The following is a 13,080-nucleotide window of genomic DNA, read 5'->3' as shown; positions in this document are numbered from 1 at the left end:
ACAACGCTTGCCACCTACGTATTACCGCGGCTGCTGGCACGTAGTTAGCCGTGGCTTTCTGGTTAGGTACCGTCAAGGTACCGGCAGTTACTCCGGTACTTGTTCTTCCCTAACAACAGAGCTTTACGACCCGAAGGCCTTCATCGCTCACGCGGCGTTGCTCCGTCAGACTTTCGTCCATTGCGGAAGATTCCCTACTGCTGCCTCCCGTAGGAGTCTGGGCCGTGTCTCAGTCCCAGTGTGGCCGATCACCCTCTCAGGTCGGCTACGCATCGTCGCCTTGGTGAGCCGTTACCTCACCAACTAGCTAATGCGCCGCGGGCCCATCTGTAAGTGTCAGCGTAAACCGACTTTCAGCTTTTCCTCATGAGAGGAAAAGGATTATCCGGTATTAGCTCCGGTTTCCCGAAGTTATCCCAGTCTTACAGGCAGGTTGCCCACGTGTTACTCACCCGTCCGCCGCTAACCAAAAGGTGCAAGCACCTTAAGATTCGCTCGACTTGCATGTATTAGGCACGCCGCCAGCGTTCGTCCTGAGCCAGGATCAAACTCTCCAAGAAAGTTGATTTAGCTCATTTGTTACGTTGGCTAGTTTCTATAGAAGAAACTAATATTTTTTGTTGACGTTCTTGTTTGTTTAGTTTTCAAAGAACAATTTCAATCACCAGTGAGTCTGTACTACTTAGTACCTCAAAAGCGACCTCATTAATTTAACACATCCACTATCGTGATGTCAACAACTTTTTAAATTTAATTTTCGTTGCTTAACTCTCTCGAAGAGGACGAGATTTAATATACCATGTTATAAAAATGATTGCAATATAATTTTAAAAGTTTTTTTGAACAATCCTCTTTTATAAATAGACCCTACTATCAAGGGAATAAAGAATATTCAACTGTCAAAGGATAATTCAAGGATGAGTATAGAATCTACCTTTGCTTTATATGTAATTAAAGGAGTTTGCCTTAATTATTTATATAAGCTGAGTGTAAAAACTTATTAAATATACATAATCTCCGTTTGCATATATAGAAATTAGGAAAATTCTTTATTAACATAGAAGGGATTTCGTATGATAAAAGTGAATGTTTATTTAAGCAATACTATACTTACTATTATTGGACGTGAGACCCATGGAGAATATTGATTACGATATATTAATAAAGCTCGGCATTTCAGCTGTCTTGGGACTTATCATTGGACTAGAACGCGAATTAAAACGAAAACCTGTAGGACTAAAAACAAGTCTTGTTATTTCTGTAGTAAGTTGCCTGCTTACCATCGTCTCAATAGAATCAGCTTATATGTTTCCGGATTCTGATCATGTAAGAATTACGATGGATCCTCTTCGTCTTGCAGCACAAATTGTTTCTGGAATCGGTTTTCTAGGAGCAGGCGTAATCCTTAGAAGGGGAAATGATAGTATCTCCGGATTAACAACAGCCGCAATGATATGGGGAGCAGCAGGAATAGGAATTGCTGTTGGAGCCGGATTTTTTATTGAAGCGTTTGTTGGTGTTGCATTACTCATCATTAGTGTCGAATTAGTCCCGTACGTCATGAAATTTATTGGTCCAAAACAATTGAGAGAAAAGGAAATTAGTCTTCAATTATTTATCAGAGATAAAATCCAAATCGAAAATGCTATTTCATTCTTAATGGCGAGAAAATATATAATCCGACGGATACGTATAAAGGATTTAGACAATGGTGACCATCTCGTTCAGATATTAGTAGCAGTAGATTATCGTGAAAAAACAACAGATGTATATGACTCTGTTTCAAATCTTGACGGAGTGCAAAAGGTTGAAATAGAAAGTATGGGTCAATAAATTTTTAACTAAAAAATGAAAAATACTATTGCAAGAATGGTATGAGAAAGATATAATTTTTCTTGTACCACACGGGGGCTTAGCTCAGCTGGGAGAGCGCTTGCATGGCATGCAAGAGGTCGTCGGTTCGATCCCGATAGTCTCCATCTCAAAAACCTTTGCGCTGCAAAGGTTTTTTCTTTTTATCTTCACACAATTCCACGCCTAATGTTAACCTCGAATAGTTTTTACTATCTACATAGTAACAAATGTTTTTTCCAAAAAAATGAAATTTTTCCTATTGCTAAATGTATTACTCTGCTTCTATAATAATAAACGTAACAAAAAATTTAATATTTCGAAAAATCTGTTTTCTAAGGAGGGAACGAGTAAACAAAGTTATTTTTATCCTCATAAGTAATTTGTACATTTTTTACATTGAAAGGGGGAGCTTCCAATGGAGGCACCGAAAATTACAACAACTTCTGAAAGCGATTACAGCGCTATCGTTCAATCACCTTCTTTCCAAAGATTACTCTCCGAAAAGAAAAAATTCATTATTCCTATCACGATCTTCTTCTTTTGTTTCTATTTTGCATTACCCATTTTAACCTCATACTCAACGGTATTGAATAACAAATTCATAGGCAGTATTTCCTGGGCATGGGTATTCGCATTTCTTCAGTTTGTTATGACATGGGGTTTATGTATGCTTTACTCCAAAAAGGCAGCCAAATTTGACGATTTAGCTGAAAAAGTTGTCAGAGAAGGAGGTACAAATCAATGAATATTGCTGCTTTTACCATGTTTCTTGGTATCGTTTTCGTAACGTTGGTTATTACATATTTCGCTTCAAAACGTACTAAGAATGCAAGTGAGTTTTACACTGCAGGAGGAGGACTTACTGGCTGGCAAAATGGATTGGCTATTGCAGGTGATTATATGTCTGCTGCCTCATTTCTTGGTATTGCTGGTGCAGTTGCACTTACAGGATTTGATGGATTCTTTTATAGTATCGGTTTCCTAGTGGCATATCTAGTTGTTCTGTATTTGGTGGCGGAACCTTTGCGTAATCTAGGAAAATATACATTTGCTGATATGATTGCAGCGCGCTTTGATGCCAAAAAGGTTCGTGGTTTTGCTGCTATGAACACCATAACCATTTCTATCTTCTATATGATCGCTCAGCTTGTTGGAGCAGGTGCACTTATTAAATTATTATTAGGATTGGAATATACTACATCTGTTTTAATTGTTGGGGTATTAATGACCATATACGTTATTTTTGGCGGTATGCATGCAACAAGCTGGGTTCAAATTATTAAAGCTGTCCTTCTAATGGGAGGTACCTTCTTAATATCGATTGTTGTATTTGCTAAATTTAACTTTAGTATTACGGATATGTTCGGCCAAATGAAAACAGCGACACCATTAAAGGAAGCCTTCTTAAACCCAGGTGTAAAATACAAGGATGGTATAGACACCCTTTCATTAAATTTAGGACTAGTATTAGGTACCGCTGGGCTGCCTCATATTTTGGTACGTTTCTTTACGGTTAAAGATGCAAAAACTGCTCGAAGTTCAGTTGTTTATGCAACGTGGATCATTGGGATATTTTATGTAATGACCATATTCCTTGGCTTTGGTGCTGCGGCATTTGTTGGGACAACTGATATAGTAGCTGCAAATGCAGCAGGAAACATGGCAGCTCCACTATTGGCACAAGCACTTGGTGGGAATATGCTGTTCGCATTTATTTCTGCAGTGGCATTTGCTACCATTCTTGCAGTCGTTGCAGGGCTTGTTCTAACAGCAGCGTCAGCTTTTGCACATGATTTCTACAACGAAATTCTAAAAAAAGGAAAGGCCACAGAAAAACAGCAGGTAAGTATGGCACGTTGGGCTGCAATTGGTGTGTCAGTGCTATCCATTGTTTTAGCTTTAGGGGCTCAAACCCTTAATGTAGCTTTCCTTGTTTCACTAGCATTTGCTGTAGCAGCCAGTGCAAATTTACCGGTTATTATTTATACAATTTACTGGAAACGTTTTAATACTACCGGAGCAATTTGGGCCATGGTGGTGGGACTTATCTCAGCTATTGGACTTGTAATCATCAGCCCGAATGTTTTCAGTCCTGAAGTTGGAAAAGCCATTTTCGTTGGGAACCCACTTTTCCCATATACAACTCCAGGTATTGTTTCAATCCCATTAGGATTTATTGCAGGGTACCTAGGAACGAAACTCTCCAGCCAGAAAGCTGACTTAAAGAAGTATGATGAAGTTTTAGTTAAATCAAACCTAGGAATTGGACAATAATAACGAAACAAGGGACTGAAAGTAGATTCAGTCCCTTGTCTATTTGCTCCGCCTGCTCTTCGCTAAGCCGGTAGTTGTGCTTTTCCTATCCCTTCTGCTGCCAGCCTGAGAAGAGGTAGATTGCTTACCCTTACTTAATTTTGATTTTCCGCTATTTCTAGACGAAGCTTGAGGTTTATTATCCCGCCTATTCCCACCAGCGCGTCTCTGTTTTTCATCCTTTTTACCTTGGTAAGTCTTTTGCTTAGATGGAACTTGGTCATTTCTTTGATTACTTCCAGTGTTACCGATGTTTTGTTTTTGGATATTAATATTTAATTCTTTCTCAATCATATCCAGAGTTGGTCGATCATCTGAGGAGTATAAAGTAATAGCCATGCCCTTTGTGCCAGCTCTTCCTGTTCTTCCGATTCGATGGATAAAGCTCTCAGCATCCTGTGGGATGTCATAGTTAAAAACATGTGTTACACCTTCAACATCCAGCCCTCTGGCGGCAACATCTGTTGCTATTAATAATTGAATTTCCCCGTCCCTGAAACGTTTCATCACTTGCTCTCTTTTGGCTTGTGATAAATCACCATGTAGTTCATCGCACAAAAATTTATGTGATCTTAACACTTCGTACAACTTTGAGACTCTGCGTTTTGTCCTGCAAAAGATAACAGCTAAATATGGCCGATGTGTTTCCACCAATTGAATAAGTGTCGCTTGTTTCGCTCTATCAACCGTGTGAATGGCTATAAGTTTAACATTTTCTGCCGGTCCCTGCGTTTTTTCTACTTGGATATATTGTGGTTTATGCATGTGCTTGTTAGCTAACGTTCTTATTTCTTCTGGCATAGTTGCAGAAAAAAGCATAGTCTGCCTTGTTTCTGGTGTTTCACTGATAATATCGACCACTTCATTTAAAAAACCAATGTGCAGCATTTGGTCTGCTTCATCAAGAACTAGAAAGGATACTTCCGATAAATCAACCGTTCCTCTGCCAATATGATCTAACAGCCTTCCAGGGGTACCAACTACAATCTGAACATTTTTCTTTAACTTCTTTAGCTGTTTATCAACATCCTGCCCTCCATAGACAGCAAGTACATCGACTCCTGGAATATCATCCGTCAATTTTTGAAATTCATCCGTAATTTGTAAAGCCAATTCTCTAGTCGGTGTAACAATAAGAGCTTGTACATATGATGCGTTCGAATTTATTTTTTCTAAAATTGGCAGTATGAACGCATACGTCTTTCCTGTTCCTGTTTGAGCTTGTGCGATGACATCTTTCCCATCCATCACGGTTGGTATGGTTTTTTCTTGGATTGGTGTGGGTTGAGCTACACCGTAGCTCCTTAATTTATTTACAGTTGATTCAGAAATACCTAATGATTTAAAATCTGGCAACAAAATCCCTACTTTCTCTATCCCTAACAATATTTTGCCTTATTAATATTGAGTGTTTATCAACGAAAAGGCAAATATTCTTTTTTTAAAAAATAAGGCTGTGTTAAACTAGGCTGTTGATTTGCGCTCCAGGCGCTACGCTTTCTGCGGGGTCTCACTCAGCTCGTTCATCCCGCAGGAGTCGAGCGCCTTACGCTCCAATCAACAGGTTCTAAAAGCATCAGTCTCTTTAACACAGCCAATTGAAAAAAGACCTTATCAAAAGAAAGGTCTGTCAGCGCTTTTCTATATAGTAATAACTACTTTCACCAAAATCTTTCCGATCAAGCAATAGATGCGTTTCTAGTCTACACCAGGAAGGCAGTTTATCTTTCAAACCTGGTTCAGTGGATATAATTTCGAGTATATGTCCCTTGTTCAACCTCTTCATAGTGGAGGATAGGTTAATTACGAGCTCTTCATATCCGGTTTTGCCTGCATCATAGATTAGGTCCGGCACATATTGAAGTGACATCTATTCAGCTCCCGATCACAGTATTACTTTCATTATAAAAAAATGATATGATGAGGTAAATTCAATTTATCTATTCTATCAATGATTATAAATCGTTTTTGCCAATAGTAAAGGAGTAGAACCAATGGATTTACATCAATTGTATGTATTTACAAAAGTAGTTGAACATAAGAGCTTTTCAAAAGCAGCTGAAGATATATTTTTAAGTCAATCAACGGTTAGTTCGCATATTCAGGCATTAGAAAGAACACTAAATGTAAATCTCTTTGACCGAGTTGGCAGAGAAATTATTCTTACACCATCAGGTGAACGTTTGTATCAGTGGGCTTTAAAGCTTTTATTAATGAAGGATCAGGCGATGCTGGACTTAAAAGAGGGAGCAACAGAGCTAAGAGGTATGATTCGAATCGGTGCCAGTTCCGTACCTGGGCAATTTATGATTCCAAAAATGGTTAAACAATTTAGACAGCAATATCCAAAAGCAACATTTCATATAAACCAATCATCCTCCAAAAACATAGCTGATAAGGTCCTAAATGGTTCAGTTGATTTCGGTATATTAGGTGAAAAATACGATAACGAAAAGTTATGCTATATTCCTTTATTGAAGGAACACCTAGTACTCATCACATCAAAGCACTCTAACATAGTTGGACCTGTCAATATTCAAGACCTTTTAAGTTACCCATTCATTATGAGAAACTCTGACTCTGGAACCAACTCTCTGATTGAAAAGTTTCTGAAAAAAAATCAGATATCAAAGGAGAAAATGAATATTGTAGCCTATACTGAAAACGGACAAAGTCTAATTGAGTTTGTACTCCAGGATATCGGTATTGCCATTATTTCTAAGATGGCAGCTAACGAATATCTTGAAAGAAATTTATTAACGATTCAAGAAATCAATGAATTTCATGATGAACGATATTTCTATCTTGTTTATAACAAAAACAAAACGCAGTCCATGTTATCCAAGCTATTTATTGAAGGGGCTAGGGAATGGATCAATTAGGAGGGCTGGATATATACCAGCCCATTTTTTACGGTTTCAGAATAACCTTAATACAATCTTCCGTCTTTGTATCAAACACTTCATAACCATGCTTGGCCTGATCAAGCGGCAATCCATGAGTAATGATGTCACTTATATCAATCTTTCGCTGGTTAATCATATCGTAGAGGCGTAAGAAATTATGCTGTCGCGATTACTGTGGCAGGTACACCAGAGTTAAAGGCTACTCTGAGAGAACAATTAAATACCGCCATTGCCACTCACGAAAAAATAACGAATTAAATGATTGCACGAGGTTTTTATCATCCACATGACTTGAGTCAACAGCTTGAAGTTGATTTGAATGTTTCTGATACAGCCCTAAAACTTGCCCAAAAATAACGATAAGGAGAACCACAGGGGTTCTCCTTATGTTTGCTTACTAAATTCTTTTAATTTCTTTTTATCAATTTTACCAACATGGGTTTTTGGAAGTTCTTCTAGTTGAATGAACTTCTTTGGAATTTTGTATCTTCCTAGTTTTTTTTCACAATAAACGATAAGTTCTTCTTTCTCAATCGCGTAAGAATGTTTAGGGACGATAAATGCTGTAACAAGTTCCCCCCATTTTTCATCTGGCAGTCCCATCACCGCCACTTCATCAACCCCAGGATGTGCAGCAATCCAATGTTCAATCTCTAGAGGGTACACGTTTTCACCTCCTGTAATAATCATATCTTTTTTCCTGCCGACAATATAATGGAATCCTTCCTCATCCTTCTTGGCTAAGTCTCCAGTATGAATCCAGCCTTCTTTTTTCGTTTCTAGCGTTGCCAATTCGTTATTCCAATAATGCGAAAAAGAATGTTTTCCTTTAATTAAGAGTTCTCCAACTTCATTACCCTTTGCTTCCTGACCATTGTCCTTAACAAGTCTTACGGCATTAAATAACATTGGCTTTCCTACTGAACCCCGCTTCACTTGTGCGTCAGTATGATCTATAAAGAAGTTATTCGGTCCTGCCTCGGTTAAACCATACCCCTCTTTAAAAGCCAATCCTTTTTTCTGAAAGGCTTCGTATACTTGTAATGGACAAGGTGCCGCTCCTGATAAGAATATTTTCATAGAGGGGAAATCACTTTTCCAAAACTCCTCTGTTTGAATGAGTAGGTGGTACATAGTCGGTACAAGGAGAATGATGGTGCAGTTATATTGTTGGATTGAGTGAACCACTTTTTGTCCCGTATATTGATCTCCCAAAACGACGGTCCCGCCAATCATTAATATTGGCAGCGATAATGCATTTAGTCCGCCTGTATGAAACATGGGCATGTAGTTGATTGTTATTTCCTCTTCAGTAAGGTTCCAGCTGAGAATCGTATTAATCGCATTCCATTGAATGGACTGGTGGCTTAATACAACACCCTTTGGTTTGCCCGTCGTTCCTCCTGTATAAATCATTGCTAATGGATCAAGTTCGGAAATATTATCAAAAAATAGGTGATCATAACTTTGGTTCACTATTCTCTCATACTCAACGCCCCCAATATAAAAAGAATGGGGTATAGCTGTTTCCAACGAAGTAAACATATTCTCAAACTTTTGATGAACTCCAAGCAAAACTGGGGTACAATCCAATAATATTTCATGTAATTCATGAACGGACAGACGCCAATTGAGCGGAACAAAAATGGCCCCAATTTTCCCACAGGCAAAGAGCAAATCAAAATAACTAATATCATTTGGCGACAATAGTGCTACTCGATCGCCTTTTTTCACACCTTGATTTTTCAACCAGCCAGCCACTGAGGTTGACCGATTATTTAATTCTCTATACGTCCATTTCATATTATTATCTTCAAGGATTACTGCATTCTTATTTGGGGATAATCTTGCTCTATTTTCCAGCCAATCGAGTTCCCACCTCACCGCACAATCGCTCCTTCACAACTAGATGACACCATTCTACTTAATTTCAGTTACAGGGTAGTTACAAAGCAACCTATTTTGGTACTTTATGGGCCGGAGAACATATATCTACACACTTTTAACGTATTTCTACACGATTTCAATTTATATCTACATATTCTCGGAATATATCTACACACTTTTGAAATATATCTACACAACTTCCATTGAATATCTACATATTCTTAAAAAGAGAAAAACGGCCCCAAAAGGCCGCTTCGCTACATCATGATTCCCCCATCTACATGAAGGACAGTTCCATTTACATAATTTGATTCATCAGAAGCTAAAAACAGGTAGGCGTTTGCAATATCTTCTGGCTTCCCAAGCCTTGCCAATGGTACCATCTGTTTCATTTGGTCTAATATTTTTTCGGGAACTTTCGCAGTCATTCCCGTTTCGATAAAACCAGGTGCAACGGCATTCACATTAATTCCTTTCCTCCCAAGCTCTTTTGCCCATGTTTTCGTCATACCAACCACGCCGGCTTTCGTTGCTGCATAATTCGTTTGACCGATATTCCCATACACTCCTGAAACAGAAGAAGTATTAATAATTCTTCCTTTTCCAATTTCAAGCATTGAAGGTAAAACCGCTTGCGTACAGTGAAATACTCCTGTTAGATTAACATCTAGAACTGCTTGAAAATCTTCGGCAGGTAATTTGGAAAGCATGCCATCTTTTGTGATCCCCGCATTATTGATAAGGATACTAATATTTCCATAACTCTCGCGGACTTTTGTAACCATTTCATCCACACTTGTACGCTGTGCAACATTTACTTGGAAAAAGGTCACTTCATAGCCTTTTTTTCTTAATTCCTCCGCCCTTTTTTCACCTTGTTCTACATTAAAGTCTGCCATGGCAACCTTTGCACCTTCTTTAGCAAAAGTTTCAGCTGCAGTGAATCCAATGCCGTTAGCTGCTCCCGTAATGATGGCCACTTTATCTTTTAATCTCATTTGAACACCTCAGTTTTTAGGAAATTAGTAACCTCATTTAATAATTGCGGTAAGTCGTCAATAAGTGGTGAATGACCACAATCCTTCAACTCAACGAATTTAGCTTTTGGTCCTAAATCCTCTACCAGTTCTCTTGTCATTTCTGCAGTAATCACAAAATCACGTTCTCCTCTTAATACAAGAACAGGGACATTGATTTTATCTACTAGTCCGTTTCCTTCTACAAGTCCATTATGATGATGACTGATATTAAATGTATTGTTTGAATGATGGACCTCTGCTAAATTTCGCTGTGTTCTCATATCCTGAACATACTCATCATAAAGCGCTGGAGTTGGCTGATTGTGTGTGTAAATGACAGCGTTCCAAATCAGTTTCAACAATTCAACATTATTTGTGTCATAGGCTGCTTGCACAGGTATGGTCCGAATTAAATCCCGTTTAATATCTTCATAGTTTGAAAATCTTCGAGGCGTCTCGTTCTCACTTAGCTTTCCATCAAATGGATAGCCCCTAGTAGATTCTGAGGCAAGTAAAATCAGTTTATTGCAATACCCTGGGTAATCGGCAGCAAATTGCATGGCAACAGCACCGCCAGTGGACCAGCCAATAATCGCAAAATCCTTCAAGCCAATTTCATCCACAAAAAGCTTAACATCATCGGAGAAATCTTTAATCGATGTGATAAGTTTATTGTAGCTAGATAAACCAAACCCGCGTAAATCCAGGGCATATAACTTATATTCCTCAGACATATTATCTAGAACAAGGTCCCAATGTTTGGATGAAGTCATATTTCCATGTATAAGTAATACCTTTTTTTCTCCGCCTTCCCGCTCACGATAGGCAATTGTTTCCCCATTTGGTAAATGAACTTCTCTTATCGTTACATTAGCCATTTAGCTCACCTTCCCCCATTTTATTGCTGCTGCTCCCCATGCATAGCCAATCCCAGCACTAACGAAAACAACTAGGTCACCCTCTTTTATCTTCCCTTCTTTAAGTGCAAGCTCTAATGATAAAATTTGATCAATTTGACCGATATGTCCGTATTCCTCTAAATAGATAGATTGATCATCGGATAAACCTAACTCTCTTAATACATATTCATGTGCAGACTTTTTCATGTGGAGCATGGCAAGATAAGAAATGTCTTCTTCTTTATAACCACTATTTCTAACAGCTTCCCTAATTACCTTAATAAAATTGACCATTGATTTTTGTTCCAATCGTTGTTTCATTCCCTCTGGGTCAAGAACGTCGAGTTTATTTAGACGCTGGTCAATAGCCTCTTTTGTTATTGGATGTTTTGTACCTCCAGAAACAACCACAACATCCTCAGAAAAAGAACCATCCGTGATTAGCTCCGTTTCTAACAAGACGTTCTCGTTATGGTCTTTTTTCAATAGAATTGCTCCACCGCCTGCACCTAAGTTAAACATAAAGCGCGTCCGCGGGTTCTGGTAGTCTATGAAATCGACGTTTCGGTATCCGCCTGCCAGCAGTACAGTATTAATCGTTGGATCTGCGATCATCAAGCTCTTTGCTACCTTAAGAGCCATCACGGTTGTTCCACATCTTAAAGCAACATCAAATGCCCATGCATTTATGGCCCCAACTTCTTCCTGTAATTTGATTCCGGCCGTCCAAAGTGGATATTCTTTATGCTCTTCGCCAATATAAATGACGACATCAATACCAAAAGGATCTATACCTGCTCTTTCAATCGCCTGCTTTGCCGCAAGAATCCCCATTTCACAAGTATGATCATTATTGCCCGGTACATGTTTCTTCTTGATCCCCATTTTTTCTTCAACAATATGTGTGGGGATACCCGCCTTTTCTGCTATCTGTTTACCAGTCATGTATTCATCTGGAAGGTAAACGCCCGTACTAACAATTCCTATACCCAAAACTCTCACCTCCTAAACTAAGAGTCTTCTACCATTGATTTCATAAAAGCAGTTGCTTCCTCAATTGTCTCAAATAATGTCTCTCGCTCTTCTTGTACATGAGTTACTTTAATTCTCCATTGTTTCTTACCTGTTTCTTTTTCAACGGCTGCTAGTTGAAAGCGAACGACGAAGGATGCAATTTGTAATGATTCCATTAGCCTCCCCCTATCCTGCTAGGTTTTCTTTTTTCTTAGCAGATTCCAGTTTTCTTCGTTTCCAGGTAAATTTCCTTAGTGTTCCCACAATACCTAATGGGAAGAAAATGACAACTAGAATATAAATAATGCCAAAGAAAATAATCCAACGCTCAAAAATCCAATGTTCTTTTGCCAGTTCTGTTAACCCATCATGAGCAAATTCAATTAATCCTGCTCCAATAATGGCACCAACTAAGGTACCAACACCACCTATGATTGTCATTAATAAAGCATCTAAGGTAATATCCATCGTAAATACGCTTGTATTCACATATCGAAGGGACATCGCGTAAAAGATACCCGCTATTCCCGCTAACACACCAGAAACGACACTTGCCGCAATTTTATAATGTAACACTTGATAACCTAAAGACTCTGTTCGTTGCTCATTTTCTCGAATCGCCTGTAAAACTCTCCCAAGCGGGGAATTCGTGAAGCGTTTTAGAATCATAAATACAGCGATCATGGTGACTAAACATATGATGTAAAAATTAGTCCGATCAATAAAAATTTCCGGTACCCGAAACGTAAATCCATCATTTCCGAACGTTAATGTCCGCCACTTTTCCGCTAATACTAAAAATAAACCCGCCAATGCCATGGTTAGCATCGCATAAAAATGACTTTTCAACCGAAGGGTAAGCAAACCAACAATAAAACTAACGATTGCAGTAATTAAAATGGTGGCCAGTACGGCATAAATAAAATGAAGCATAGTAGGTTCAAAACGCTTCATGAATATCCCAATCGAGTAGGCTCCGATACCAAAAAACATCGCATGACCAAAGGAAACAATTCCAGTGAAGCCCAATAATAAATCATAGCTCATTGCAAGAATGGCAAATACAAAAATTTGAGTTAAGAGAATTAGCATATTCCTTGATTCGTAGACGAAGGGAAGAAGAAGCAAAAAAGCAGCAATGATCAGATAAATAGCATTCATTCGATTATTTACAATCCACTTCATACC

General features: G+C 38.6%; 13 protein-coding genes, 1 tRNA gene, 1 rRNA gene and 1 pseudogene. 6 read left to right on the top strand and 10 right to left on the bottom strand.

The features are described 5' to 3' along the window. Nucleotides 1–560, bottom strand: a 16S ribosomal RNA gene (locus tag F4694_RS03215); the annotation flags it as partial. A gap of 574 nt (nt 561–1,134) precedes the next feature. Between F4694_RS03215 and F4694_RS03210 the strand changes: the two genes are divergently transcribed. The 4 genes from F4694_RS03210 to F4694_RS03195 all read left to right on the top strand — a co-directional run bounded on the left by F4694_RS03210 (nt 1,135) and on the right by F4694_RS03195 (nt 4,128). Next, entirely contained in the window at nt 1,135–1,833 is a 699-nt protein-coding gene (locus F4694_RS03210) for an MgtC/SapB family protein (RefSeq protein ID WP_179595441.1), read from the top strand. 73 nt (nt 1,834–1,906) lie between these two features. Beyond that, nucleotides 1,907–1,979, top strand: a tRNA-Ala gene (locus tag F4694_RS03205). A 290-nt stretch (nt 1,980–2,269) separates the two neighbouring features. Further along, nucleotides 2,270–2,599, top strand: coding sequence for a DUF485 domain-containing protein (locus F4694_RS03200; RefSeq protein ID WP_179595440.1), 330 nt, complete (start codon nt 2,270–2,272; stop codon nt 2,597–2,599). Beyond that, nucleotides 2,596–4,128 carry a solute symporter family protein gene (locus tag F4694_RS03195; protein WP_179595439.1) on the top strand — a complete coding sequence of 511 codons (1,533 nt, stop codon included), beginning with the start codon at nt 2,596–2,598 and terminating at the stop codon, nt 4,126–4,128. The genes F4694_RS03200 and F4694_RS03195 overlap by 4 nt, the downstream gene beginning before the upstream one ends. A 39-nt stretch (nt 4,129–4,167) precedes the next feature. On the opposite strand, the gene F4694_RS03190 is transcribed toward F4694_RS03195, so the two are convergent. After that, nucleotides 4,168–5,523, bottom strand: coding sequence for a DEAD/DEAH box helicase (locus F4694_RS03190; RefSeq protein ID WP_179595438.1), 1,356 nt, complete (start codon nt 5,521–5,523; stop codon nt 4,168–4,170). Nucleotides 5,524–5,797: 274 nt separating this feature from the next. Continuing rightward, nucleotides 5,798–6,037 (bottom strand): sulfurtransferase TusA family protein, encoded by a 240-nt coding sequence (locus F4694_RS03185; RefSeq protein ID WP_179595437.1) that lies wholly within the window; start codon nt 6,035–6,037, stop codon nt 5,798–5,800. 124 nt (nt 6,038–6,161) lie between these two features. Here F4694_RS03185 and F4694_RS03180 point away from each other — a divergent pair, with 124 nt between their 5' ends. Beyond that, a complete protein-coding gene (locus F4694_RS03180; protein ID WP_179595436.1) occupies nt 6,162–7,049 on the top strand; it encodes a selenium metabolism-associated LysR family transcriptional regulator in 888 nt (295 codons plus the stop codon). Nucleotides 7,050–7,077: 28 nt separating this feature from the next. Here F4694_RS03180 and F4694_RS31695 read toward each other — a convergent pair. Further along, nucleotides 7,078–7,197: pseudogene (locus tag F4694_RS31695) on the bottom strand (glutathione-dependent formaldehyde dehydrogenase); the annotation flags it as partial. 50 nt (nt 7,198–7,247) lie between these two features. Here F4694_RS31695 and F4694_RS32895 point away from each other — a divergent pair. Next, a complete protein-coding gene (locus F4694_RS32895) occupies nt 7,248–7,331 on the top strand; it encodes a hypothetical protein (RefSeq protein ID WP_374757402.1) in 84 nt (27 codons plus the stop codon). Between the two features lie 126 nt (nt 7,332–7,457). Here the strand turns inward: F4694_RS32895 and F4694_RS03170 are convergent, their stop codons facing one another. The 6 genes from F4694_RS03170 to F4694_RS03145 all read right to left on the bottom strand — a co-directional run bounded on the left by F4694_RS03170 (nt 7,458) and on the right by F4694_RS03145 (nt 13,077). Beyond that, a complete protein-coding gene (locus tag F4694_RS03170; protein WP_179595435.1) occupies nt 7,458–8,957 on the bottom strand; it encodes an acyl-CoA synthetase in 1,500 nt (499 codons plus the stop codon). Between the two features lie 260 nt (nt 8,958–9,217). Next, nucleotides 9,218–9,958 carry a 3-oxoacyl-ACP reductase FabG gene (gene fabG / locus F4694_RS03165; protein WP_179595434.1) on the bottom strand — a complete coding sequence of 247 codons (741 nt, stop codon included), beginning with the start codon at nt 9,956–9,958 and terminating at the stop codon, nt 9,218–9,220. Then, nucleotides 9,955–10,857, bottom strand: a complete 903-nt coding sequence (phaZ, locus tag F4694_RS03160; protein ID WP_179595433.1) for an intracellular short-chain-length polyhydroxyalkanoate depolymerase — start codon at nt 10,855–10,857, stop codon at nt 9,955–9,957. Before phaZ ends, fabG begins: the two co-directional genes overlap by 4 nt. Next, nucleotides 10,858–11,871 carry a 3-oxoacyl-ACP synthase gene (locus tag F4694_RS03155; protein ID WP_179595432.1) on the bottom strand — a complete coding sequence of 338 codons (1,014 nt, stop codon included), beginning with the start codon at nt 11,869–11,871 and terminating at the stop codon, nt 10,858–10,860. It abuts the gene before it with no gap. Nucleotides 11,872–11,888: 17 nt separating this feature from the next. Beyond that, a complete protein-coding gene (locus F4694_RS03150) occupies nt 11,889–12,068 on the bottom strand; it encodes a hypothetical protein (RefSeq protein ID WP_179595431.1) in 180 nt (59 codons plus the stop codon). Nucleotides 12,069–12,078: 10 nt separating this feature from the next. Continuing rightward, nucleotides 12,079–13,077, bottom strand: coding sequence for a branched-chain amino acid ABC transporter permease (locus F4694_RS03145; protein WP_179595430.1), 999 nt, complete (start codon nt 13,075–13,077; stop codon nt 12,079–12,081). Between the last annotated feature and the right edge of the window lie 3 nt (nt 13,078–13,080).

This window comes from Neobacillus driksii, from assembly GCF_013409995.1.
Classification (GTDB): domain Bacteria; phylum Bacillota; class Bacilli; order Bacillales; family Cytobacillaceae; genus Neobacillus; species Neobacillus driksii.
This window is presented reverse-complemented; position numbering and strand designations above follow the sequence as displayed.

Excerpts from the sequence above, each read along its gene's own strand:
- F4694_RS03210 (WP_179595441.1), top strand. The coding sequence starts at position 1,135 with ATGGAGAATATTGATTACGATATATTAATAAAGCTCGGCATTTCAGCT.
- F4694_RS03200 (WP_179595440.1), top strand. The coding sequence starts at position 2,270 with ATGGAGGCACCGAAAATTACAACAACTTCTGAAAGCGATTACAGCGCT.
- F4694_RS03195 (WP_179595439.1), top strand. The coding sequence starts at position 2,596 with ATGAATATTGCTGCTTTTACCATGTTTCTTGGTATCGTTTTCGTAACG.
- F4694_RS03185 (WP_179595437.1), bottom strand. The coding sequence starts at position 6,037 with ATGTCACTTCAATATGTGCCGGACCTAATCTATGATGCAGGCAAAACC.
- F4694_RS03180 (WP_179595436.1), top strand. The coding sequence starts at position 6,162 with ATGGATTTACATCAATTGTATGTATTTACAAAAGTAGTTGAACATAAG.
- fabG (WP_179595434.1), bottom strand. The coding sequence starts at position 9,958 with ATGAGATTAAAAGATAAAGTGGCCATCATTACGGGAGCAGCTAACGGC.
- phaZ (WP_179595433.1), bottom strand. The coding sequence starts at position 10,857 with ATGGCTAATGTAACGATAAGAGAAGTTCATTTACCAAATGGGGAAACA.
- F4694_RS03150 (WP_179595431.1), bottom strand. The coding sequence starts at position 12,068 with ATGGAATCATTACAAATTGCATCCTTCGTCGTTCGCTTTCAACTAGCA.
- F4694_RS03145 (WP_179595430.1), bottom strand. The coding sequence starts at position 13,077 with ATGAAGTGGATTGTAAATAATCGAATGAATGCTATTTATCTGATCATT.